General features: G+C 71.9%; 20 protein-coding genes. 12 read left to right on the top strand and 8 right to left on the bottom strand.

The annotated features are described in order from the left end of the window. The first annotated feature begins 16 nt into the window (after positions 1-16). Positions 17-910, top strand: coding sequence for a hypothetical protein (locus ABZ923_RS07930; RefSeq protein ID WP_361468180.1), 894 nt, complete (start codon positions 17-19; stop codon positions 908-910). Positions 911-1,136: 226 nt separating this feature from the next. After that, positions 1,137-1,970 (top strand): hypothetical protein, encoded by an 834-nt coding sequence (locus ABZ923_RS07925; RefSeq protein ID WP_361468177.1) that lies wholly within the window; start codon positions 1,137-1,139, stop codon positions 1,968-1,970. Between the two features lie 3 nt (positions 1,971-1,973). On the opposite strand, the gene ABZ923_RS07920 is transcribed toward ABZ923_RS07925, so the two are convergent. Beyond that, entirely contained in the window at positions 1,974-4,370 is a 2,397-nt protein-coding gene (locus tag ABZ923_RS07920) for an HAD-IC family P-type ATPase (RefSeq protein ID WP_361468175.1), read from the bottom strand. 58 nt (positions 4,371-4,428) lie between these two features. After that, positions 4,429-4,686, bottom strand: a complete 258-nt coding sequence (locus ABZ923_RS07915) for a DUF2530 domain-containing protein (RefSeq protein WP_361468173.1) — start codon at positions 4,684-4,686, stop codon at positions 4,429-4,431. 150 nt (positions 4,687-4,836) lie between these two features. On the opposite strand from ABZ923_RS07915, the gene ABZ923_RS07910 reads away from it, so the two are divergent. Continuing rightward, on the top strand, positions 4,837-6,288 hold the full coding sequence (locus ABZ923_RS07910) for an NCS2 family permease (protein ID WP_361468171.1): 1,452 nt from the start codon (positions 4,837-4,839) through the stop codon (positions 6,286-6,288). A 16-nt stretch (positions 6,289-6,304) separates the two neighbouring features. Here ABZ923_RS07910 and ABZ923_RS07905 read toward each other — a convergent pair whose 3' ends face one another. After that, on the bottom strand, positions 6,305-6,487 hold the full coding sequence (locus ABZ923_RS07905; RefSeq protein ID WP_053658239.1) for a ribbon-helix-helix protein, CopG family: 183 nt from the start codon (positions 6,485-6,487) through the stop codon (positions 6,305-6,307). Between the two features lie 156 nt (positions 6,488-6,643). Between ABZ923_RS07905 and ABZ923_RS07900 the strand changes: the two genes are divergently transcribed. Beyond that, positions 6,644-7,081, top strand: coding sequence for a MarR family transcriptional regulator (locus ABZ923_RS07900; protein ID WP_361468168.1), 438 nt, complete (start codon positions 6,644-6,646; stop codon positions 7,079-7,081). Positions 7,082-7,178: 97 nt separating this feature from the next. After that, the gene (locus tag ABZ923_RS07895) at positions 7,179-8,450 is read left to right on the top strand and encodes an MFS transporter (RefSeq protein WP_361468166.1); all 1,272 of its coding nucleotides are present in this window, start codon (positions 7,179-7,181) and stop codon (positions 8,448-8,450) included. Between the two features lie 593 nt (positions 8,451-9,043). On the opposite strand, the gene ABZ923_RS07890 is transcribed toward ABZ923_RS07895, so the two are convergent. Further along, positions 9,044-9,568 (bottom strand): GNAT family N-acetyltransferase, encoded by a 525-nt coding sequence (locus tag ABZ923_RS07890; RefSeq protein WP_361468164.1) that lies wholly within the window; start codon positions 9,566-9,568, stop codon positions 9,044-9,046. A 39-nt stretch (positions 9,569-9,607) separates the two neighbouring features. Here ABZ923_RS07890 and thpR point away from each other — a divergent pair, with 39 nt between their 5' ends. After that, entirely contained in the window at positions 9,608-10,180 is a 573-nt protein-coding gene (gene thpR, locus ABZ923_RS07885) for an RNA 2',3'-cyclic phosphodiesterase (protein WP_361468162.1), read from the top strand. A 218-nt stretch (positions 10,181-10,398) separates the two neighbouring features. Here thpR and ABZ923_RS07880 read toward each other — a convergent pair whose 3' ends face one another. Continuing rightward, the gene (locus ABZ923_RS07880) at positions 10,399-11,391 is read right to left on the bottom strand and encodes an aldo/keto reductase (protein WP_361468159.1); all 993 of its coding nucleotides are present in this window, start codon (positions 11,389-11,391) and stop codon (positions 10,399-10,401) included. Positions 11,392-11,523: 132 nt separating this feature from the next. Here ABZ923_RS07880 and ABZ923_RS07875 point away from each other — a divergent pair, with 132 nt between their 5' ends. Further along, positions 11,524-12,645 carry a hypothetical protein gene (locus tag ABZ923_RS07875; RefSeq protein ID WP_361468156.1) on the top strand — a complete coding sequence of 374 codons (1,122 nt, stop codon included), beginning with the start codon at positions 11,524-11,526 and terminating at the stop codon, positions 12,643-12,645. Here ABZ923_RS07875 and ABZ923_RS07870 read toward each other — a convergent pair. After that, a complete protein-coding gene (locus tag ABZ923_RS07870) occupies positions 12,642-13,238 on the bottom strand; it encodes a Uma2 family endonuclease (RefSeq protein ID WP_361468154.1) in 597 nt (198 codons plus the stop codon). The genes ABZ923_RS07875 and ABZ923_RS07870 overlap by 4 nt on opposite strands. Before the next feature lie 90 nt (positions 13,239-13,328). Then, positions 13,329-14,003, bottom strand: a complete 675-nt coding sequence (locus ABZ923_RS07865; protein ID WP_361468152.1) for a GDSL-type esterase/lipase family protein — start codon at positions 14,001-14,003, stop codon at positions 13,329-13,331. Between the two features lie 121 nt (positions 14,004-14,124). Here ABZ923_RS07865 and ABZ923_RS07860 point away from each other — a divergent pair, with 121 nt between their 5' ends. After that, positions 14,125-15,102, top strand: coding sequence for a WD40 repeat domain-containing protein (locus tag ABZ923_RS07860; RefSeq protein ID WP_361468150.1), 978 nt, complete (start codon positions 14,125-14,127; stop codon positions 15,100-15,102). 164 nt (positions 15,103-15,266) lie between these two features. Beyond that, positions 15,267-16,823, top strand: coding sequence for an alpha/beta fold hydrolase (locus tag ABZ923_RS07855; protein WP_361468148.1), 1,557 nt, complete (start codon positions 15,267-15,269; stop codon positions 16,821-16,823). Between the two features lie 86 nt (positions 16,824-16,909). Here the strand turns inward: ABZ923_RS07855 and serC are convergent, their stop codons facing one another. After that, on the bottom strand, positions 16,910-18,028 hold the full coding sequence (serC, locus tag ABZ923_RS07850) for a phosphoserine transaminase (protein ID WP_361468145.1): 1,119 nt from the start codon (positions 18,026-18,028) through the stop codon (positions 16,910-16,912). A 156-nt stretch (positions 18,029-18,184) separates the two neighbouring features. On the opposite strand from serC, the gene ABZ923_RS07845 reads away from it, so the two are divergent. The 3 genes from ABZ923_RS07845 to ABZ923_RS07835 all read left to right on the top strand — a co-directional run bounded on the left by ABZ923_RS07845 (position 18,185) and on the right by ABZ923_RS07835 (position 23,821). Further along, on the top strand, positions 18,185-21,424 hold the full coding sequence (locus ABZ923_RS07845) for an FAD-binding and (Fe-S)-binding domain-containing protein (RefSeq protein WP_361468142.1): 3,240 nt from the start codon (positions 18,185-18,187) through the stop codon (positions 21,422-21,424). Positions 21,425-21,590: 166 nt separating this feature from the next. After that, complete coding sequence (locus ABZ923_RS07840; protein WP_361468139.1) at positions 21,591-21,722, top strand: hypothetical protein; 132 nt, start codon at positions 21,591-21,593, stop codon at positions 21,720-21,722. 86 nt (positions 21,723-21,808) lie between these two features. Beyond that, positions 21,809-23,821, top strand: a complete 2,013-nt coding sequence (locus tag ABZ923_RS07835) for an ABC transporter ATP-binding protein (protein WP_361468136.1) — start codon at positions 21,809-21,811, stop codon at positions 23,819-23,821. The last annotated feature ends 100 nt before the right edge of the window (positions 23,822-23,921 follow it).

The raw sequence follows: 23,921 nt of genomic DNA, 5'->3' as shown, positions 1-23,921 counted from the left end.
CATCCAAGGACACCACATGCGTTTTCGCGCCACCGTGGCCGCCGCCTCCGGCGCCCTGGCCCTCTCCGCCTTCGTCGTGCCGGCCGCGCAGGCCGCCGACGGCGGTGCGTCCGTCCGCCCCGCGGACCTCGCCAAGGTCCTCGTGCAGCACGCCGCGGCCGGCAAGGCCGGCGTCGCCGCCTCACCGGCGGAGGGCGACCTGGACGTCACCTTCTCCCACTTCAAGATCGCCAAGGCGATCAAGGTCGGGACCACCCACAAGGTCTCCGTCCCGGTCAGTTACACCCTGACCCACGGCGCCGACGTCGACGTCGACTCGGACGGCTTCCTGAGCGTTCCGCTGATCTACCACGGCTCGTCCGTCACCCCGGACAACGCCGCCGGCGGCGACGCGCCGGGCGTCTGCGTGGCCACCTCGGCCACGACCGCCAGCTGCAAGGGCACGATCGTCCTCGACCCGCGGGAGACCGACGCGGACCTGAGGCTGCGCAACGCGCAGGCCGGTACCTGGCACGGTGCGGGCGTCGCGCTCGACATGGACTCCGAGAAGGAGGTCGTGCAGGTCGACGGCCTGGGCACCACCCTGGTCCAGCGCAACTCCACGCTGACGGTCAACGCCTCCCCGGAGCCGGTGAAGAAGGGCGGGACCCTCAGCGTCACGGGCAAGCTCTCCCGCGCCAACTGGGAGGACCACAAGTACCACGGCTACACCGGCCAGTCCGTGAAGCTCCAGTTCCGCAAGAAGGGCTCCAGCACCTACACCACGCTGAAGACCGTCAAGTCGGACTCCACGGGCGCCCTGAAGACGACGACCAAGGCCACGGTCGACGGCTACTACCGCTTCTCCTTCGCGGGCACCACGACCACCCCGGCAGTCAGCGCCGCCGGTGACTTCGTCGACGTGAAGTAACCAGCTGACGTACCCGGCCGTGCAGTAGGCGGCACCGGGCCGGCCCCGGGAGCGTGTGGCGCTCCCGGGGCCGGAACGTTTCCTCCCACTTGTGCCATGTACAGGTAATCGCCATTCCAAATCTGGCCGGGAAGTGGTCTTGCGGTACAACCCTTCGCGTGTCTCGCGGATCTGATCGCGTGAGTCGACCGACTCCACGATCACTTCTCCCTCCAGGGAAACGCACATGCGCATACGTGCCACCGTGGCCGCCGTCTCCGGCGCCCTGGCCCTCTCCGCCCTCGCAGTCCCGGCCGCTCACGCCACCGGAGACTCGGGCACCCCGTACACGCTGAACGTCAGCTTCTCGAACGTCACGGTCGCCAAGGCGATCAAGGTCGGCACCACCAACATGGTCAGCGCCAGTTACTCGTACACGCTGACGCACGGTGCCGACGTGGACATCACCGCGAAGGACTTCTACAGCGACGCCTTCCTCTACAAGGGCTCGTACGACACCGCGACCGCCGAGCTGTACGGCGACAACCCGGCGACCTGCACCGCCACCTCGGCGACGACGGCCACCTGCAAGGGCACCGTCGACATCTACCCGGCCGACGGGGACCTGAAGAACGCCTGGGCCGGTTCCTGGGGCGTGGCCGCCGAGGCGGTCGCCTTCAACGGCCAGGACCAGGACAACCCCGCCGACATGAGCAAGATCGGCTACAAGGACCAGAGCGGCCTGGCCAGCACCCTGGTGCAGCGCTACTCCAAGCTCACGGTCAACGCGGGCCCCGAGCCGGTCGGCAAGGGCAAGACCCTCACGGTGACCGGCAAGCTGACCCGCGCCAACTGGGAGGACCACCAGTACCACGGCTACTCCGGCCAGCCGGTCAAGCTCCAGTTCAAGAAGGCGGGCACGACCACGTACACCACGGTCAAGACCGTGAACACGGACTCGTACGGCAACCTGAAGACCACCACCACCGCCAACTACGACGGCTACTGGCGCTTCTCCTTCGCGGGCACCTCGACCACCCCGGCGGTCAGCGCCGCGGGTGACTACGTCGACGTGCAGTAGCACCTAGTCCGGGAAGCGGCGGCCGACCCACCTCCACAGGTACTCCAGGACGGCCGCCGCCACCACCGCCACGCCGACCGCCGTCCACGGCATCGCGACCCCGACCAGCCGCAGGGCGAAGAAGTCCTGCAGGGCGGGGATCACGAGGACGAACAGGAAGGCCACGGCCATCGCGGCCACCAGGGCCACCCGCCACCAGGTGTAGGGGCGGGCGATGATCGCCAGTACCCACATGGAGATCAGGAACAGGGTCAGGGTGGCCGCGCTCGTCTCCGCCTCCAGGGCGCCGGGCCCCGTGTAGTGGTGGCGGGCGAGCAGATACGTGACGAAGGTCGCGAGGCCCGCCAGCACGCCCCCGGGGATCGCGTACCGCATCACCCGGCGGACGAAGTGCGGTCTGGCCCGCTCCGTGTTCGGCGCCAGGGCCAGGAAGAAGGCCGGGATGCCGATCGTGAGGGTGGAGAGCATGGTCAGGTGGCGGGGCAGGAAGGGGTACTCGACCTGCCAGCACACCACCAGCAGCGCCAGCAGCACCGAGTAGACCGTCTTCACCAGGAACAGCGTCGCCACGCGCGTGATGTTGCCGATCACCCGGCGGCCCTCGGCGACCACCGAGGGCAGCGTCGCGAAGCTGTTGTCCAGCAGCACGATCTGCGCCACCGCCCGGGTGGCCTCCGAACCGGAGCCCATGGCGACCCCGATGTCCGCGTCCTTCAGGGCGAGGACGTCGTTCACCCCGTCCCCGGTCATCGCGACCGTGTGCCCGCGCGTCTGGAGCGCGCCGACCATGTCCCGCTTCTGCTGCGGGGTGACCCGCCCGAAGACGGTGCCCGCGTCGAGGGCCCGCGCCAGCGCCGGCCCGTCGGCGGGCAGCCGCCGCGCGTCCACCGCCGTACCGTCCAGGCCCAGCTTCCCGGCGACCGCGCCGACCGACACCGCGTTGTCACCGGAGATGACCTTGGCCCGGACGTCCTGCTCGGCGAAGTAGCGCAGGGTGTCGGACGCGTCGGACCGCAGCCGCTGCTCCAGGACGACCAGGGCGGCGGGGCGGGCGCCCCGGGCCGGCTCGGAGTCGTCCAGGTCCCGGTGCGCGCGGGCCAGCAGCAGCACGCGCAGCCCCTGCTCGTTCAGCTGCTCGGTCTCGGCCAGGGCCGGGTCGCCGGGGGCGAGCAGCACGTCGGGGGCGCCCAGCAGCCAGGTGCTGGTCTCGCCGTCGCCCTCGCTGAACGCGGCCCCGCTGTACTTGCGGGCGGAGGAGAACGGGAGCGACTCCACGCAGCGCCAGTCCTCGCTGTCCGGGTAGGCGTCGATGATCGCCTGGAGGGAGGCGTTGGGGCGCGGGTCGGACTCGCCGAGCGCGCCGAGCACCTTGCGGAGGTAGGACTCGTCGGCCCCGTCCAGCGGCCGCAGCTCGCTGACGTCCATGCCGCCCTCGGTGAGCGTGCCGGTCTTGTCCAGGCAGACGGTGTCGACACGGGCCAGGCCCTCGATGGCGGGCAGCTCCTGCACCAGGCACTGCTTGCGGCCGAGCCGGATGACACCGATCGCGAAGGCGACGGAGGTGAGCAGCACCAGCCCCTCGGGGACCATCGGCACGATCCCGCCGACCGTGCGGGCCACCGCGTCCTTCAGGTCGTCGTTCTTGACGACGAGCTGGGTGACGACCAGTCCGACGGCCGCCGGGACCATCATCCAGGTGACGTACTTGAGGATGGTGGAGATGCCGGTGCGCAGCTCGGAGTGGACGAGCGTGAAGCGGGAGGCCTCCTCGGCGAGCCGGGCGGCGTAGGCCTCGCGGCCGACCTTGGCGGCCGTGAAGGCGCCGCCGCCCGCGACCACGAAGCTGCCGGACATCACCTGGTCGCCGGGGCGTTTGACGACGGGGTCGGCCTCGCCGGTGAGCAGCGACTCGTCCATCTCCAGCCCGTCCGCCTCCGCGCACACGCCGTCGACGACGATCTTGTCCCCGGGCCCGATCTCGATGAGGTCGTCCAGGACGATCTCATGGGTGGCCACCTCGGTCGCCACCCCGTCCCGGCGGACCGTCGGCCGGGCCTCCCCGATCACCGCGAGGGCGTCCAGGGTCTGTTTGGCCCGCCACTCCTGGACGATGCCGATGCCGGTGTTGGCGAGGATCACGAAGCCGAAGAGGCTGTCCTGGATCGGCGCGACGAACAGCATGACCAGCCAGAGCACGCCGATGATCGCGTTGAAGCGGGTGAAGACGTTCGCCCGGACGATCTGCCCCAGCGAGCGGCTGCTGCGCACGGGCACGTCGTTGACCTGGCCACGCGAGCGCCGTTCCGCCACTTCCGCGCCGGTCAGCCCCGACGGCCGGCTCACCGGCAGGGCCACGGGATGGACGGGGTCGAGGTCGGCGCCCGCGTCTATATGGCTCATGCATTCGACGGTACGTGGGTCCGTGTCCGCCCGCCGCACGAACCCGCCGGGCCGGGTGTCAGGTGCCCGGTTCGGCCGCCGACCGCTTGATCGCCGCGTCCCGCCTGCGCACGTACCAGACGCCGATCAGCCCCAGCCCGCCCCCGGCCAGGCACGTCCACAGCCACCACAGGTGTCCGTGGTCCTCGAACCAGCCGTAGAAGGGGAGCTGGACCAGGAAGAGGACGAACCACACGATCGTGCCGCCGGTGATGGTGGCGACCACGGGCCCCTCCAGGGGCTCCGGCGCCTCGTGCTTGGGGGTCCACTTAGCCATGGGCACAGCTTATGCGCCACCGCTGTCTACGCGCGGAGATAGCGATCTCCGACTCATACCTTCATACTGAAACCGTTTGTCTTTGACCGCTTCTGATCGTAGGAAACTCCAACGGGGCTCGGGGGAACCCCGCTGGGGATGAGGTCCTCCATGTCCACCTCGGCTCAGGCCAAGGTCCCCACCCCCGAAAAGCCGGGGGGCGCGCCGGCCTACGGCGCCCTCGACCGCTTCTTCAAGATCTCCGAGCGCGGCAGCAGCATCGCCCGTGAGGTCCGTGGCGGTTTCGCCACCTTCTTCGCGATGGCGTACATCATCGTGCTGAACCCGATCATCCTCGGCAGCGCGAAGGACATGTACGGGCACCACCTGGACAACGGTCAGCTGGTGACGGCCACCGCGCTGACGGCCGCCTTCAGCACGCTGCTGATGGGTGTCATCGGCAACGTGCCGATCGCGCTCGCCGCCGGCCTCGGTGTGAACTCCGTCGTCGCGCTCCAGCTCGCGCCGCGCATGTCCTGGCCGGACGCCATGGGCATGGTCGTCCTCGCCGGTTTCGTGGTCATGCTGCTGGTCGCCACCGGCCTGCGCGAGCGCGTGATGAACGCCGTGCCGTTCGGCCTGCGCAAGGCGATCGCGATCGGTATCGGCCTGTTCATCATGCTGATCGGCCTGGTCGACTCCGGCTTCGTCACCCGGATGCCGGACGCCGCCCAGACCACCGTCCCGGTCCAGCTGGGCACCGGCGGCCACCTCACCGGCTGGCCGGTGCTGATCTTCATCCTCGGCGCGCTGCTCACCTTCGCGCTGATCGTCCGCAAGGTGCCGGGCGCGATCCTCATCTCCATCGTCGGCATGACCGTCCTCGCCGTGATCGTCAACGCGGTCGCCACGATCCCCTCCTGGGGCCTGACGGTGCCGAAGTGGCCGGGCAACCCGGTCGCCAGCCCCGACTTCGGCCTGGTCGGCCAGGTCAGCCTGTTCGGCGGCTTCTCCAAGGTCGGCGTACTGACCGGCATCCTGTTCGTCTTCACGGTCCTGCTGTCGTGCTTCTTCGACGCAATGGGCACGATCATGGGCATCAGCGACGAGGCCAAGCTGACCGACGCCGAGGGCTACATGCCGGGCATCAACAAGGTCCTCTTCGTCGACGGTCTCGCGGTCGCGGCGGGCGGTGCCAGCTCCTCCTCGGCCACCACCGCCTTCGTGGAGTCCACGGCCGGCGTCGGCGAGGGCGCCCGGACCGGCCTCGCGAACGTCGTCACGGGCGGCCTCTTCGCCGTGGCGCTGTTCCTCACCCCGGTCGCCACGATGGTTCCGTCCCAGGCGGCCACCCCGGCACTGGTCGCGGTCGGCTTCCTGATCCTGTCGAACTCCATCAAGGAGATCGACTGGGCCGACTACACCATCGCCGTCCCGGCCTTCGTGACGATGCTGATGATGCCGTTCACCTACTCGATCACGAACGGCATCGGCATGGGCTTCATCACCTTCACCCTGCTGCGCCTGGCCGCCGGCCGCGGCCGGGAGGTTCCGGTGCCGATGTACGTCGTCTCGGCCGTCTTCGCCTTCTACTACCTGATGCCGGCCCTGGGCCTCACCTGAGCCCGCGCGGGAGCCGTCAGGTGACCCCGTAGAACCTCTCCGTCTCCTCGACGGCGGTCTGGAACCGCTCGTCGAAGTCATCCCGAATGAGCGTCCGGACGACATAGTCCTGGACGCTCATTCCTCTTTTCGCCGCGTGGTGCCGGAGCCGTTCGAGCAGCTCCCCGTCTATCCGCAGGCTGAGCACACTGGTCCCCATGCGTACGAGGGTCGCCACAGCGGGGCGTCCGGTGCGTCACTTTCCGGAACCGACTCACTCATACGGGTGATCGTGCGGTTCAGTGGCGGGGGTCACGCGGCATCGTGGGCGCGCCCGACTGGTCTTTAGCGAGAGTAATGAGTTACGCTAAGGAACATGCCGGACCTTTCCCATGGCGACGACGCTGCCGCCGTGAACGCTCTCCGCTCCGCCGTGATGCGGCTGTCCCGTCGCCTCAAGCACCAGCGGGTCGACGAGTCGCTGAGCCCCACCGAGATGTCGGTGCTCGGCACCCTCGCCCGCTGCGGCAGCGCCACCCCGGGCGAACTCGCCCGCAAGGAGCACGTCCAGCCGCCGTCGATGACCCGCATCGTCGCGTTGCTCGAAGCCAAGGGCCTGGTCCGGCTGGAGCCGCACCCCGAGGACCGGCGCCAGAAGGTCGTCACCCAGACCGAGCAGGCCGAGGCCATGCTGGAGGAGAGCCGCCGCAAGCGGAACGCCTTCCTGGCCGGCCTGGCCGAGGGCCTCGACGAGGACGAGTGGGCCGCCCTGCGCGCCGCCGCCCCCGTACTGGAGAAGCTCGCACACCTGTAGGCACCACCGAAGGAGGCGAACCCGTTTGAGTACGGGACCCGGAACACCTTCCGCCCCCGCACCGACTCCTACCCCTGTCGTTTCCCGTAGGTCCTCGATGTTCAGCTCGCTGAAGATCCGGAACTACCGCCTCTTCTTCCTCGGCCAGGTCGTCTCCAACACCGGCACCTGGATGCAGCGCATCGCCCAGGACTGGCTGGTCCTCAGCCTCACCGGCTCCTCCGCGGCCGTCGGCATCACGACGGCCCTGCAGTTCCTGCCGATGCTGCTGTTCGGCCTGTACGGCGGCGTCCTCGTGGACCGCCTGCCCAAGCGGCCCACCCTGCTGGTCACCCAGTCCTCGATGGCCGTCACCGGCCTCGCGCTCGCCGCGCTGACCCTGTCCGGCCAGGTCCAGGTCTGGCACGTCTACGTCGCCGCGTTCGCCGTCGGCCTCGCCACGGTGGTCGACAACCCCGCCCGGCAGTCCTTCGTCTCCGAGATGGTCGGCCCCGAGCAGCTGCAGAACGCGGTCAGCCTGAACTCGGCGAACTTCCAGTCCGCCCGGCTGGTCGGCCCCGCCGTCGCCGGCCTCATGATCACCGGGGTGGGCACCGGCTGGGCGTTCCTCGCCAACGGCCTGTCCTTCGCCGCGCCGATCGCCGGCCTGCTGCTGATGCGGGCCCGCGAGCTGCACGTGGTGGAGCGGGCGCCGCGCGGCAAGGGCCAGCTCCGCGAGGGCCTGCGTTACGTGGCGAAGCGGCCGGAGCTGATCTGGCCGATCGTCCTGGTCGGCTTCATCGGCACCTTCGGCTTCAACTTCCCGGTGTGGCTGTCCGCCTACGCCGACGACGTCTTCGACGCCGGTGCCGGCGCCTACAGCCTCTTCAACACCCTGATGGCCGTCGGCTCCCTGGTCGGCGCCCTGCTGGCCGCCCGGCGCGGCACGGCCCGGCTGCGCGTCCTGATCGCCGCCGCGCTGGCCTTCGGCGCGCTGGAGACGGTCGCCGCGGTGGCCCCGTCGTACTGGCTGTTCGCGCTGCTCATGGTGCCGATCGGCATGTTCGGCCTGACGGTGAACGTCACCGCCAACACGGCCGTGCAGATGGCCACCGACCCGGCCATGCGCGGCCGGGTGATGGCCCTGTTCATGATGGTCTTCATGGGCGGTACCCCGCTGGGCGCACCGGTGGTCGGCTGGATCACCGACACCTACGGTGCCCGGATCGGTTTCGCGGCCGGCGGTGTGGTGTCGGCCGCGGCGGCCGCCGCGATCGGCCTGGTCCTGACCCGCATCGGCGGCCTGCGCCTGTCGGTGGTCTGGAACCACGGCCACCCGCGGGTCCGCTTCGTGCCCCGCGAACGGGACCGGCTGGCGACGGCCGCGTAGGCGCTGCGGCGGGCTCGGCGGGTGTCCGGCGGACCCTGCGGGCCGGTCTGCCCCTGTCGGGGGATCGGCCCTGGTCCGCCTGTGCCTGCCCGTGAGCTTTTACTACGGCCGCCCGGGGGTCCGCTTGGCGCCCCGCGAGCGGGACCGGCCGGCGACGTCCGCGTAGGCGCTGCGGCGGGCTCGGCGGGTGTCCGGCGGACCCTGCGGGCCGGTCTGCCCCTGTCAGGGGATCGGCCCTGGTCCGCCTGTGCCTGCCCGTGAGCTTTTACTACGGCCGCCCGGGGGTCCGCTTGGCGCCCCGCGAACGGGACCGGCCGGCGACGGCCGCGTAGGCGCCGCGGCGGGCTCGGCGGGTGTCCGGCGGGCCCTGCGGGCCGGCTTGCCCCTGTCGGGGGATCGGCCCTGGTCCGCCTGCGCCTGCCCGTGGGCTGGTACCACGGCCACCCGCGGGTGCGCTTCGTGCCCCGCGAACGGGACCAGCTGGCGACGGCCGCGCAGGCGCCGCGGCGGGCGCCCGGCGGGCCGGCCTGCCCTCGTCGGGGGCCGGTGCCGGGCCGCGCTCGGCGTGAGCGTTCCGGCCGGTCCGGAGGGGGCTAGTCCACCCTCCGGGCCAGTACCTGGCCCGGCCAGTTGTTCGGGCCGTGGGTGTAGGTGTGTGTCGGGGTGAAGCCGTTGGCCTCGTAGTAGGCGACGAGCCTGCGGTCGCCGCCCGCGTAGCAGTCCACGCGCAGCAGCCCCACGCCGGCCCGCCGGGTCACCTCCGCGGCGTGCGCGAGCAGGGCGCTGCCCGCGCCCCGCCCCTTGAAGCGGCGGTCGGAGGCGAGCCAGTGGATGTACCGCTCGGGCTCGCCGGGTGGCGGCAGGTGGGACAGGTAGGAGCCGGGCGCGTCGGTGAGGGTCAGGATGGCGGCCGGAACGCCGTCCACCTCGGCGATGTACGTGGTGCCCTCGTCCATGGCCCGCGCCACCGCCTGCACCGTCTTCTCGTGCCGCGACAGGGGCTCGGTGCCCCACTGCACGGTCCGCCCCTGTGAGACCAGCCACTCCACACTGCTGTCGAGCATGCCGAGTATCGCCGGGAGGTCGTCCGGGCCGCCTTCTCGAATGATGATCGCCATGACCCCATCATGCTGCCCGGAGTCTGCGATCGTGAGGCCATGAGACTCTTCGCCGCCGTACTGCCCCCCGAGGACGTCGTCGACGAACTCGCCGCCGAGGTGGCCCGGTTGCGGCAGCTGCCGGATGCCGGCCGGCTGCGCTGGACCGACCGCCCCGGCTGGCACTTCACCCTCGCCTTCTACGGCGAGGTCCCCGACGACGTCGTGCCCGCCCTCTCGGACCGCCTGGCCCGCGCGGCCCGCCGGTCGGCGCCCTTCTCCCTCGCCGTCGCCGGCGGCGGCCAGTTCGGCCGGGGCCGCGCGCTGTGGACCGGCGCCCGGGGCGATGTGGAGGAACTGCGGCTGCTGGCCGACCGGGCGGAGGCGGCGGCACGCAAGGCGGGCGTGGAGATGGGGGAGCACCGGCGGTACAAGGCCCATCTGACGCTGGCCCGCAGTAGGGACACGGTCGACGTACGGCCGTACGTGCGGCTGCTCGCGGAATTCGCCGGGCGGAGCTGGACCGTGGCCGACGTGGCGCTGGTGCGCAGCCGGCTGCCGACGTCCGGGGTGCCGGGGGAGCAGCCGCGGTACGAGGTGGTCGGGCGCTGGGCTCTGGGCGGGGCCGGTTAGTCTCGCTTACGTGGACCCGAAAACCCGGAACCGGATCATGGCCGGTGCGCTCGTGCTGATGTTCGTGGTGGTTGCCTTGGCGTCGGCCATGCGTTAGGCATGCCGGGGAACTGCGGCCGCCCTGCGGCTGCGGGCGCGCAGTGGCCGGTCGCGCAGTTCCCCGCGCCCTTTCGGGACGCTGCCTTCCGACGGTCCCGGGAGGACCCCTTACGACCCCCTTACCAGGCGAAGGCCTCCGGGGACGGCCCCGGGCCCGGGAAGATCTCGTCCAGGCTCTTCAGCAGTTCCTCGCCCAGTTCCAGCTCCACCGCACGGAGCGCCGACTCCAGCTGTCCGGCGGTGCGCGGGCCGACGATCGGGCCGGTCACGCCGGGGCGGGTGAGCAGCCAGGCCAGGGCGACCTCACCGGGCTCCAGGCCGTGCTTGTCGAGCAGGTCCTCGTAGGCCTGGATCTGCGCGCGGGCCGAGGGGTCCTTGAGCGTGTCGGCGGCCCGGCCCGAGGCGCGGCGGCCGCCCTGGACCTCCTTCTTGATGATCCCGCCCAGCAGCCCGCCGTGCAGCGGCGACCACGGGATGACACCGAGGCCGTAGTCCTGCGCGGCCGGGATGACCTCCATCTCGGCGCGGCGCTCGGCGAGGTTGTACAGGCACTGCTCGCTGACCAGGCCGTACGATCCCCGCCTGGCGGCGGTCTCGTTGGCCTGGGCGATCTTGTAACCGGGGAAGTTGCTGGAGCCGACGTAGAGGATCTTGCCCTGCTGGACGAGGACGTCGATCGCCTGCCAGATCTCCTCGAACGGGGTGTTCCGGTCGATGTGGTGGAACTGGTACAGGTCGATGTAGTCGGTCTGCAGCCGCTTCAGGCTGGCGTCCACCGCGCGCCGGATGTTCAGCGCGGAGAGCTTGTCGTGGTTGGGCCAGACGGTCGCGCCGTCCGCGTCCATGTTGCCGTACACCTTGGTGGCGATGACGGTCTTCTCGCGCCGCCCGCCGCCCCTGGCGAACCAGTTGCCGATGATCGACTCGGTCCGGCCCTTGTTCTCGCCCCAGCCGTAGACGTTGGCGGTGTCGAAGAAGTTGATGCCCGCGTCCAGCGCCGCGTCCATGATGGCGTGGCTGTCGGCTTCGTCGGTCTGCGGTCCGAAGTTCATCGTCCCGAGGACGAGTCGGCCGACCTTGAGTCCCGTGCGTCCGAGCTGCGTGTACTCCATGGTCCACCAGCCAACGACTTCGAGTGCGCTCTATGCAAGGGGGTGGCTCCGCAAGGGCTTTCGGGACGCCTGCCCGGGGTGTCGGAGGCGTGCCGTAGGGTGCGCGCAGCCACATCACCCCTGGAGAGTCACGTGTCCGTCCGTGCCCGGCTCCGTGCCGTCGTCCCCGCGCTCCTGCCCTCCGCGAAGGCGGACGTCCCCGAACTGCTCGGCCTGCCGGGCCGCCGGCTGCTGGCCCAGCGCGCCGACGACGCGCTGGTGCTCCAGCCGCTGGACGACGCCTTCGCCCCGGCCGGGGACCGGGTGCGGGTGCCCGCGCCGTGGCCGCGCCGGCGCGGGGCGTGGGCGGTGGCGCCGGACGCGAGCCTCGCCGTGTTCGCGGGCGTGCACGCGGTGCGCGCCGTGGAGCCGTCGGGAAGGACGCGCTGGGAGGTCCGGCACGGCTGCTGGTACGGCGCCTGCCGTGAACTGCACCGGTCCTACGAGGAGTACGGCGACCGGCCCGACCACCGTTACCCCGAGCGTGGCTCGGCCGGGTTCTCCGTGGACGGGGCCCACGTCTGGGCGCACGTACGCGGGCCGCTGGCGGTGGGCGGGTCCGCCGACGAACTGGCCCCGCACGTCGTGGACGAGTGGCTGCTGCTGGACCCGGCGGACGGCCGGCTGCTCGCCCGGGCCGACGCCGGGGCCGCGGCGGCCGGCAGCTTCCACCTGCCGCACCCGGCGGACCCGGGGCAGATGGGGCTGAGCATCGGGGAGGGCCAGGACGGGGCGCCGCTGCGCTGGGGCCGCTGGGACGGGCGGACGCTGTCCGTCGCCTACGTCGAGGGCGATCTGGCGCTGACCGGCGTGAGCCCCTCGGGGGAGCGGCTGATGACCGTGACCCACGATCAGGACGCGCTGGCGGTGCGCGACACGGCCGGTGCCGTCGTGGACGGCCTGGAGTGGGACGCGGAAGCCGCCGTACCCCGGCATCCCGAGGCCGACCCCGAGAACGACGAGGCGCTTCCCTACTGGGACTGGGCGGGCGGCTTCCTGGACGAGACGACCCTGATCTGCTCGACCGTCGAGGGCGACGAGGAGTGGGGGCAGGGGCGGCACTGGCTCCTCGACACGGCGGGCACGCGGACGCCGGAGGAGGTCGTCTATCCGGTACCGGTCGGCACCTGGCCGCCCACGGCCACCCTGGGCGACGGCGGGTGGGTGACGCCGGCCGACTCGGGGGAGGCGTTGTACGTGTGGGAACGGGGTTAGTCGCGGGGGAAGTCGTCGGTTCGGAGCACGAGGCGCAGCGGGGTCGCGGTGAGGTCGACGTCGGTTCCGTAGTCGACGCGCAGCTCGCTGGTGTACTCGCCCTCCTTGGGCTCCCTGTACACATGGCACCTGCCCCGGTACGGGTCGGCGACGAGGTACACGGGGACCCCTGCGCGAGCGTACGCGGTCTTCTTGGGCCCGTAGTCGTTGTGCGCCGTCCCCTTCCAGACCACCTCGGCGACGAACTCCACGTCTTCGTGACGCCAGCGCCCGTCGGCGTCCTTCGCCGCACCGTCGCGGAACTTGGCCACGTCGGGGCAGAAGCCGTTCCCGTTGCCGGGGAAGTCGATGCGTACGTCCGAGAACACGCGCGCCGAGCGCCGCCCGAAGCGGTCCTCGAGCGCCCACAGGATCTCGCGGATGGTTTGCCAGTGGACGTCCCGCTGCGGCGTCATGAAGACATCGCCCCCCACGACCTCGACCTTGTAACCGTCGGGGACGGGCATCCGCTCGAGCCGCTCGAACCACTCGTCCAAGCGCCTGGTGTTGGCATCGGCCATCTTGATCTCGATCCTGTCTTCCAGGACGGTCATCGTGGCGCTCCTCCCCGGCCGCTCCCCGGAAGAGTGCGGCCGCGCGGTACAACGATACGTACCCGGGCCGGGACGCGCCCGAAGATCCGATCAGGCCACGTTCCCCTGTCCGACCCCCCACGCCTCCCGCATCGCCCCCGCGAACGCCTCGGCGATCCGGTGCTCCCCGCGGCCGTTGGGGTGCGTGCCGTCGTAGGTGTCGGTGTGGATGTCGTACCCCTGCGGCGGCGAGGCGAGAAGGAGCGGCGAGCGCGGCTCGTCCAGGTCGGCGACCGTCTTGGCGAGCAGCACGTTGAACCGGTCCACCTGCTCGGCGAAGAGCGGGTCCGCCGCCGCCCGGATGTTCGGGATGACCGGCAGCAGCACCATCCGGATGCGCGGGTCCGCCTCGCGGGCGCCCGCGACGAACGCCCGCACGTTCTCCGCCGTCTGCTCGGCGTTCGTGTAGAAGCCCAGGTCGATCAGGCCGAGGGAGACCAGCAGGACGTCGGGGCGGTGCGCGCGGACCGCCTCGCCGATCAGCGGGGCCATGTGCAGCCAGCCCTCGCCCCAGCCCGCGAGGTGGGCGCGCGGGAAGCCGGGTTCGGCGTAGGCGAGGGACGTCGGGGCGTCGGCCTGCTGGTCGTAGAGCGTCTCGCGCGGGCCGACGAAGGTGAACGGGCCGCCGTACGCCACGGACAGGTGCTGCCACAGCCGGTAACGCCATGTGTGGTCGCCCGCGCTCCCGATCGTCATGGAGTCGCCCACGGGCATGAACCTAAGCATTCGCTCATCATGAACGATCCCGGTGACGCATGGGATCCGTGGTGGTTGTGAGGCGGACCACGTCCGCCGGTCCCGGTGGTCGCGCCCCCTGAACCCCGGCCGGTGATGGCAGGCTTGGGGCATGCGTCGATCGTTCGCCGTTCTCGCCGGGGTGCTGCTCGCCGGCGCCTGCGCGCTGCCCGCCACCGCCGCCGACGGAACCGCCGAGGGGGCGGGGGACCAGGGGTTCACCCTGAAGGACCCGCGGATCACCGAGTCCAGCGGGCTCGCCGCCTCCCGGCTGCACCCCGGCGTCTACTGGACGCACAACGACAGCGACGACGGGCCGTACCTCTACGCCGTGGACAGCGCCACGGGGAAGACCGTCGCCCGGATCACCCTGCGCGGCATCGGCTCCCCGCGGGACGTGGAGGCCATCTCCATCGGGCCGCACAACGAGATCTACGTCGGCGACATCGGCGACAACTTCGGCGGCAGGTGGCCCTACGTCTGGATCTACCGGCTGCCCGAGCCGGAGAAGCTGACCGACCAGACCGTCACGGCCACGCAGTACGTCGTGAAGTACTCCGACGGGCCGCGCGACGCCGAGTCGCTGCTCGTCCACCCCAGGACCGGGCGCGTCTACATCATCGACAAGAAGGAGGACGGCGGGCACCTGTACGAGGGCCCGGCCACCCTCTCCACCTCGGGCGCGAACGTCTTCAAGCCCGTCGCGGCCGTCGACCTCTGGGCCACCGACGCCGCCTTCTCCCCGGACGGCCGGCACCTCGCCGTACGCGGCTACTTCGGCGGCATCTCCTACGACTGGAACGGCGGCCGCATCCAGCGCAAGGGGCGTCTGGACGTCCCGTTGCAGGGCCAGGGGGAGTCCGTGTCGTACTCCGCCGACGGCAGCAAACTGATGTACGGCAGCGAGGGCGCGGACAGTGCCGTGCAGGCCGTGGACGCCCCCGACCGGCCGGCCGGGAAGTCGCCCTCGAAGAACGGCGGTTCGGGCGCCTCGGCGGACGAGGGCGGCACCGGTCTCAAGGTCGGCGCCGTCGTCGTCGCGGTCGGCGTGGCGGCCCTGTTCGGTCTGCGCCGGCTGCGGCGCGGCTGAACCGGGGGGCGGAGGGAAAACAGCCCGTTCCGGTTCTCCTCCGCAAGTCCCTTTCCGTGTACGCCGGGAGGTGGAGCAAGACCGGCCCCCAGGTGGATCCGTACGGCCCCGTGGACACGAAATCGTCTTTCCGTCCCTTAAGTTGACGGAAAGGAACGTCCATCGTGCGGATAGGACGCTTGGCGCCCTTGCTCGCCGCGGGGGTCACGGCGACCCTCGTCCCCGCCCTCGCCCCGGCGCAGGCCTCCGCGGCGGAACCGCTGGGGAGGTTCGCGGCCCAGAAGCCCGCGTGGCACAGATGCGACGCGTCGCAGCCCGCCGCGTTCCAGTGCGCCACGATCAAGGTCCCGCTCGACTACAGCCGCCCCGGCGGCAAGACGATCAAACTGGCCGTCTCCCGGCTGAAGACCAGCGTCCCCGGCAAGCGGCACGGCGCGCTCCTGTTCAACCCCGGCGGCCCGGGCGGCGAGGGCCTGGACATGCCCGCCGCCATGAAGGACGTGCTGCCCAAGAAGGTCCGCGAGCAGTACGACCTCATCGGCTTCGACCCGCGCGGCGTGGGCCGGAGCACCCCGGTCACCTGCGGCCTCACGGGAGCCGAGCAGAACATCGAGCACCCCTACAAGGCGGAGACGTTCAGCCGCGACGTCAAGTGGGCCAGGACCGTCGCCGACAAGTGCCGTGCCAAGGGCGGCGACAAGCTCCCGTACATCACCACCCGCAACACCGCCCGCGACATGGACGTCATCCGCGCGGTCCTGGGCGAGAAGAAGCTCTCCTACCTGGGGTACTCCTACGGCACGTACCTCGGCGCCGTCTACGCGCAGATGTTCCCCCAGCGCACCGACCGCTTCGTGCTGGACAGCTCAGTGGACCCGGCCCGGATCTGGCGCGGCATGATCCAGGTCTGGGCGTCGGGCACCGAGCCGGCGTTCACCCGCTGGACGAAGTGGACCGCGCAGCACCACCGCACCTACCAGCTCGGCACCACCCCGGCCCAGGTGCGCAAGACGTTCTGGGACCTGGTCGCCCGGGCCGACCGCACCCCCATCGAGGACGGCGGCCAGAAGTTCACCGGTGACGACATCCGCGCCGGCCTGCGCCCCGCGTTCTTCTCCCCCAAGTACGCGGCCGAGGCGGTGGTCGAGCTCAAGAAGGCCGCGGCCGGCCACGGTTCCTCCCGCCACGGCCTCCTGCCGCCCGCCGTCCGGCAGGCACCGCGCTGGGCTTCCGCGTCCGCGGGGGCCGCGCAGCCCCCGGCGGACAACGGCTCCGCCGCCTTCTGGTCCGTGCTCTGCGGTGACACCGCGGCCTGGTCGCACGACCCGGAGCAGTACCGGCGCGACGCCGTCCGGGACAAGGCCAGGTACCCGCTCTACGGCGACTTCGGCTCCAACATCACGCCCTGCGCGTTCTGGGACAAGCCGGTGGAGTCCGTCACCCGGGTCGACAACAGGGTCCGCCTGCTGACCGTCCAGAACCAGTGGGACTCCCAGACCCCCCTGGCCAGCGGCCTCGGCATGCACCGCGTCCTGAAGGGCTCCCGCATGGTGTACGTCAAGGGCGGCGAGGGCCACGGTGTCTACGGCGGCAACCCGCGCTCCTGCGCCGACAGCCAGGTCAACGCCTACCTGAGCACCGGCAGGCTCCCGGCACGGGACGTCACCTGCAAGCCGCCGGCCGGCCAGGGCGCGAAGCCGTCTCTGGTGCCCCGCTTCTGACGGTCCGGCTTCCCCCCCCCACACACACACGAAGGGCGCCCGGTGTTCGTCACCGGGCGCCCTTCGGCGTCGTACTACTCGAGAAGTCAGAGCTTCTCGATGACGTAGTCGACGCACTTGGTCAGCGCCTCGACGTCCGCCGGGTCGATCGCCGGGAACATGGCGATGCGCAGCTGGTTGCGGCCCAGCTTGCGGTACGGCTCGGTGTCCACGATGCCGTTGGCGCGCAGCACCTTCGCCACAGCGGCGGCGTCGATCTCGTCGGAGAAGTCGATCGTGCCGATGACCTGCGAGCGCTTGGCCGGGTCCGAGACGAACGGGGTGGCGTACTTGGCCTCCTCCGCCCAGCCGTACAGCCGGGTCGAGGAGTCCTTCGTGCGGGCCGTGGACCAGGCGAGGCCGCCCTGGCCGTTGAGCCACTCCAGCTGCTCGTTGAGCAGGAAGAGGGTGGCGAGGGCCGGGGTGTTGTACGTCTGGTTCTTGCGGGAGTTGTCGATCGCCGTGGGGAGCGAGAAGAACTCCGGGACGTGCCGGCCGGAGGCGTGGATCCGCTCGGCGCGCTCGATCGCGGCCGGGGAGAAGACGCCGATCCACAGGCCGCCGTCGGAGGCGAAGGACTTCTGCGGGGCGAAGTAGTAGACGTCGGTCTCGGCGATGTCGACCGGGAGGCCGCCCGCGCCGGAGGTGGCGTCGACCAGGACCAGCGCGCCCTCGTCGGCGCCGGCCACGCGCTTGATCGGCATGGCGACACCGGTGGAGGTCTCGTTGTGGGTGAAGGCGTAGACGTCGACACCGGCCTCGGCCTGCGGCTCCGGGTGGGTGCCGGGGTCGGAGGCGATGACGGTGGGCTCGGCCAGCCAGGGGGCGAGCTTGGCCGCCTTGGCGAACTTCGAGGAGAACTCGCCGAAGTTCAGGTGCTGCGACTTGTTCTCGATCAGGCCGTGCGTGGCGATGTCCCAGAAGGCGGTGGAGCCGCCGTTGCCGAGGACGACCTCGTAGCCCTCCGGGAGGGAGAACAGCTCGGAGATGCCCTCGCGGACCTTGCCGACCAGGTTCTTCACCGGCGCCTGCCGGTGGGAGGTGCCCAGCAGGGAGGTGCCGGTGGCGGCGAGGGCGTCCAGCGCCTCGGTGCGCACCTTGGAGGGGCCAGCGCCGAAACGTCCGTCGGCGGGCTTGATGTCAGCGGGAATCTGGATGTCGGCCACGGGACGAGGTTAGCCGGTGGCGCAAAGCGAGGTGGAGACGTGTCCGTTCGATGAGACGAGATCACCGGGACGTGGACTTGTGAGGTTGTACGACGATAGGGACGGGGTTGTGGACAAGTATCGGTGACTGTCCGTGACCGGATGCATCCTGGAGGCATGACGGATCACTTGGGTCTCGAAGCGGAGCTGCGCGCGGCCGTGCGGGGCGAGGTCGGCTTCGACGCCACCGCCCGGGCGCTGGTCACCATGGACGCCTCCAACTACCGGCGTGTCCCGCTGGGCGTCGTGGCCCCCCGGGACGCCGACGACGTGGCCGCCGTGCTGGAGGTGTGCCGGGCACGCGGCGTGCCGGTGGTGGCGCGCGGCGGCGGCACGTCGATCGCCGGGCAGGCGACCGGCACCGGCGTGGTGCTGGACTTCACCCGGCACATGACCGGCCTGCTGGAGCTGGACCCGGGCAGCAGGACGGCCGTCGTCCAGCCGGGGCTCGTCCTCGACCGCCTCCAGGAGGCCGCCGCCCCGCACGGCCTCCGCTTCGGCCCCGACCCCTCCACGCACAGCAGGTGCACGCTCGGCGGCATGATCGCCAACAACTCCTGCGGCTCCCACTCGGTCGCCTGGGGCACCACCGCGGACAGCGTCCGCGAACTGTCGGTCCTCACCGCGCGCGGGCAGCGGCTCCGGCTCGGACCGGGCTGGGCGGGCGCCCCGGCCGGGCTGCGCGAGCTGGCCGAGGGCGAACTGGCCCGGCTGCGCACCGGTTTCCCGGACCTGCCCCGCCGCATCTCCGGGTACGCCCTGGACGCGCTGCTGCCCGAGAGGGGCGCGGACGTCGCCCGCTCCTTCTGCGGCTCCGAGGGCACCCTCGGCATCCTCACCGAGGCCGTGGTCCGCCTGGTCGAGGCACCCCGCGCGCGTGCCCTGGCCGTGCTGGCGTACGCCGACGAGGGCGCGGCCGCCGAGGCCGCCGCCGGCCTGCTGCCGCTGCGGCCGCTCACGGTGGAGGGCATGGCCGCCGACCTGGTGCCGCCCGGTTCCGGGCTGCCCGAGGGAGGCGCCTGGCTGTTCGTGGAGACCGGCGGGGACACGGCGGCCGAGGCCCGCGCGCGGGCGGAGGAGATCGTGCGCGCCGCCGGCGTCGTGGCCGCACTGGTCGTCACCGAACCGGCGGCCCAGCGGGCCCTGTGGCGGATCCGCGAGGACGCGGCCGGCACCGCCACCCGGATGCCGGACGGCACGGAGGCCTGGCCCGGCTGGGAGGACTGCGCGGTACCGCCCGCCCGGCTCGGCGCCTACCTGCGCGACTTCCGCGCCCTGCTGTCCGCGCACGGCCTGCGCGGCGCGCCCTACGGCCACTTCGGCGACGGCTGCATCCACGTCCGCATCGACTTCGACCTGCTCACCGACGCCGGCGTCGGCCGCTTCCGCCGCTTCTCCGAGGAACTGGCCGACCTGGTCGTGGCGCACGGAGGCTCCCTGTCCGGGGAGCACGGCGACGGGCAGGCCCGCGCGGAACTGCTGCCGCGGATGTACGGCGAGGAGACGGTGGCGCTGTTCGAGCGGGCCAAGGCCGTCTGGGACCCGGACGACCTGCTCAACCCCGGCATGCTGGTCCGCCCGGCGCGGCTGGACGAGAACCTCCGCTTCTCCGTCCTGCCGAGCCGCCCGGTCGACGTGGCCTTCGGCTACCCGGCCGACGGCGGCGACTTCGCCGCGGCCGTCCGCCGCTGCGTCGGCGTCGCCAAGTGCCGTACGGCCACGGCGGCCGGCCCCGCCGTGATGTGCCCCTCCTTCCGGGCCACCGGCGACGAGCAGCACTCCACGCGCGGCCGGGCCCGGCTGCTGCACGAGATGCTCGCGGGCGAAGTGATCACCGAGGGCTGGCAGTCCACGGAGGTCCGGGACGCCCTCGACCTCTGCCTGTCCTGCAAGGGCTGCCGCTCGGACTGCCCGGTCGGCGTCGACATGGCCACGTACAAGGCGGAGTTCCTCCACCACCACTACGCCGACCGTCCCCGCCCCGCCGCCCACCACAGCATGGGCCGCCTCCCGGAGTGGCTGCACTGGACCACCCGCACGCGGACGGCTCCGCTGGTCAACGCCCTGGCCCGAGTGGGCCCGCTGGCCGGCCTCGGCAAACGGCTGGCCGGGATCACCCCGGAACGACAACTCCCCCGCCTGGCGACACAGACGTTCACCGGGTGGTGGCGGGGGCGGAAGCCGAGCGGAGGTGCGGGGGGCCTGCCGGCCGGGGGCGGGGCCGGGCCGTTGGTTGGCGGTGCGGGTGGGCCGTCGGCCGTGGGTGTGGGGGGCCTGCCGGCCGGGGGTGTGGGTGGTCCTTCGGCTGTGGGGGAGGGGGAGGTCTCTGCGCGGGGCGCTGGCGGTCCGTCGGCCGCGGGCGGGGGTGGGCTGCCGGCCGTGGGCGGGGCCGGTCCTTTGGCTGGCGGTGCGGGTGGGCCGTCGGCCCTGGGCGGAGCTGGTCCTTCGGCTGGCGGTGCGGGTGGGCCGTCGGTCGGGGGCGCGGGGGGCCTGCCGGCCGCGGGTGCGGGTGGGCTGCCGGCTTCGGAGCCCGCCGGCGCAGGGGAGGTGCCCGCTCGGGACGCCGGTGATCTGGTCGTTCTCTGGCCGGACACCTTCACCGAGCATCTGGCGCCGTCCGTCGGGCAGGCGGCCGTTCGCGTGCTGGAGGCGGCCGGGCTGCGGGTGGCCCTTCCGCCCACGCGGGTGCCGGGCCACGGGGCGATCGGGGACGGCCGGACCAGGGCGGTGACCGCGCTGCTCACCGCCCGCCGGGCCCGGGTCTGCTGCGGGCTCACCTACATCTCCACCGGCCAGCTGGACCGCGCCCGTAAGGTCCTGCGCCGCACCCTGGACCTGATGGAGCCGGTGCTGCGGGCCGGGGTCCCGGTCGTCGTCCTGGAACCCAGCTGCGCCGCGGCCCTCCGCAGCGACCTCCCGGAACTCCTGCCCGACGACCCGCGAGCCGCCCGGCTGTCCGCCGCGGTGCTCACCTTCGCCGAAACGCTGGAGCGCCACGCCCCGCACTGGACCCCGCCCGCCGTCGACCGCCCGGTGGCCGGCCAGACCCACTGCCACCAGCACGCGGTGCTCGGCGACACCCCGGACCGCCGGCTGCGCGCCGCCGCCGGCCTCACCGGCGAGCTGAGCGGGGGCTGCTGCGGCCTGGCGGGAAACTTCGGCTTCGAGAAGGGCCACTTCGAGGTCTCCCGGGCCTGCGCGGAGGAACAGCTCCTGCCCGCGGTCCGCCAGGCACCCGCCGGCACGCTGATCCTGGCGGACGGCTTCTCCTGCCGCACCCAGCTCGACCAGCTCGCCGGGGTCCGGGGCCGCCATCTGGCAGAGGTACTGGCACAGGCGCTGGACGTGTCCGCATAAGGGAATTCCCAGGTTCGGACGGGTCTCTCAGGAACCCCAAAGGTATTCACAGCACCCCCTTGCCAAATTCGCCGTTCCGGCTCCCGGTCGGCGTGTAAGTTCTTCGGTGTCGGGTTCCGGACGCGGAATTCAGCACCACAAGAACCGTGCGACATTAGGAGTCGGAATGAGCTTCAAGAAGCTTGCCCCGCTGCCCCCCAAGCCCAAGACGAAGCAGCTCCCGCCGCCGCCGAAGCCGAAGCCGAAGAAGCACGGCCCGAAGCCGCTGCCCAAGCCGCTGCCCGGCCAGGACAAGTGATCCGAGGCTGAACCGAAAGGGGTCGACGGTGCACCGTCGACCCCTTTTCCACTTCCCGCGGGCAGGTGATTCGGAAAGGATTCCTGATGGCTGACGAGGGTGAAGAATTCGAGTACGAAACACCCACTATTCCCGCCCGGGCGGCGTTCCGTCGTTTCTGGCCGCTGACCAAGGGGCTCAGAAAATGGCTGCTGGTCGTCTGGCTGTGCACGGTGCTCGCCGCGCTCGCCGAGACCGAGGCCATCCTGCTGTTCGGCGAACTCACCGACCACGCCCTGCAGAAGGGATCGCTGGCGGCGTTCTGGAGCCCCGCCGCGAAGTGGCTGGGCGTCGCGGTGGCCGGCGCGCTCGTCGCGTACGCGGGCAACTCGCTGGCCGCGTGGGCCACCGAGCGGTTCGTGATGCGGCTGCGCGAGCACGTCTTCGACCACGTCCAGCAACTGCCCCCGCACTTCTTCCAGCGCCACCGCCAGGGCGACCTGCTCTCCCGGCTGACCAGCGACGTCGAGGCGATCGAGACGATGGTGGTGTCCGGGCTGGTCGGCGCCGCCTCGGCGGCCTTCTCCGCCCTCTTCTACGCCGCCGCCGCGTTCTGGCTGCGCTGGGACCTGGCCGCCGCCACCTTCGTCCTCGCCCCCCTCTTCTGGCTGGCCGCCCGCCGCTTCTCCGGCTCCATCAAGGACGTCTCCCGGGCGGGCCGGGTCGCCGACGGCGCGATCACCTCCGTGGTGGAGGAGTCCCTCGGCAACATCGTGCTCACCCAGGCCTACGACCGCCGGGACGCCGAGCGCCGCCGGCTGCACGAGGAGGCGAACGCCTGGTTCCGCGCCTCCGTCCGCTCCACCCGCCTGAACGAGGCCTACGAGCAGCTCGTCCAGGTCATCGAGACGGTCTGCGTGCTCGCCGTGATCGGCATCGGCGCCTGGGAGATCTCCACCGGCCGGATGACCCTCGGCCAGCTCCTCGCCTTCGCCGCGTTCCTCGGCTACCTCTACCCACCCGTGCGCGGCCTCGCCCAGCTCGGCCTCACGGTCACCGCGGCCACGGCGGGCGCCGAGCGGCTCATCGAGATCCTCGACGTACGGCCGTCGGTCACCGACCCGCGGCGGGGCACGGAGACGGGCCGCCCGGACGGCACGGTGGAGATGCGGGACGTCTCCTTCCGCTACCCCGGCGCCGACCGGACCGCCCTCGACGGCCTCTCCTTCGCCGTCCGCCCCGGCGAGCTGGTGATCATTACGGGCCCGAGCGGCGCGGGCAAGTCCACGGTGTCCAAGCTGCTGCTGCGCTTCTACGACCCGGATTCCGGGGACGTCCTCCTGGACGGCGTACCCCTTCGGGACTTCCCGCTGGCCCGGCTGCGCGAGTACGTCACCCTGCTCCCGCAGGAAACCCTGGTGCTGCACGACACCGTGCGCGCCAACATCGCCTGCGGCCGGCCCGGCGCCAGCGACCGGGCGATCGAGGAGGCGGCCAGGGCGGCCGACGCCCACGACTTCATCAGCAGGCTCCCCGACGGGTACGACACCCGGGTCGACCCCCACTCGGCCCGGCTCTCCGGAGGCCAGCTCCAGCGCCTGGCCATCGCCCGTGCCCTCCTGCGCGACGCACCCGTCCTGGTCCTGGACGAGCCGACGACGGGCCTGGACGCGATGGCCGCCCGCCGCATCGTCAAACCGCTGCGCCGCCTGATGGCCGGCCGGGCGACGATCATGATCACGCACGACCTGAACCTCGCCCCCGACGCCGACCGCATCATCGTCGTGGACCGGGGCCGCATCGCGGAGACCGGCCGTCACGAGGAACTCCTCGCCCGGGGCGGGGCCTACGCCCGGCTGCACCGCTCGCAGAACAGCACGGTCATGGACACCGGCGAGCTGCGCATGCCGCTGTGGGAGGAGCACCAGCCCCCGGCCCCGGCACCCGCGCCGGCGTACGAGTACGGGCAGGGGCACGGGCAAGGCCAGGGGTACGGACACGGACACGGATACGGCTCCGCGGCGTACGCCCCCGCGTGCGGGAACGCCGGACACGTGCCCTCGGTGCTGCCGGACGGCCGTCCCCTGTTCCGTAACGAGGAGGCCTGGCCGGGCAGTTGAGCCCGGCATCCGGGACAGTCCCAAAAAGGGTTCACGCACCTGTCGAAGTCCATTACCCTGGACCTGGTAGTCCATCGCGATGCACGCACCGAACAAGCCA

The organism is Streptomyces sp. NPDC046881 (assembly GCF_040645015.1).
Lineage (GTDB): Bacteria > Actinomycetota > Actinomycetes > Streptomycetales > Streptomycetaceae > Streptomyces.
Note: the sequence above shows the minus strand (reverse complement) of the source record. Positions and strands in the feature narration are given on the sequence as shown.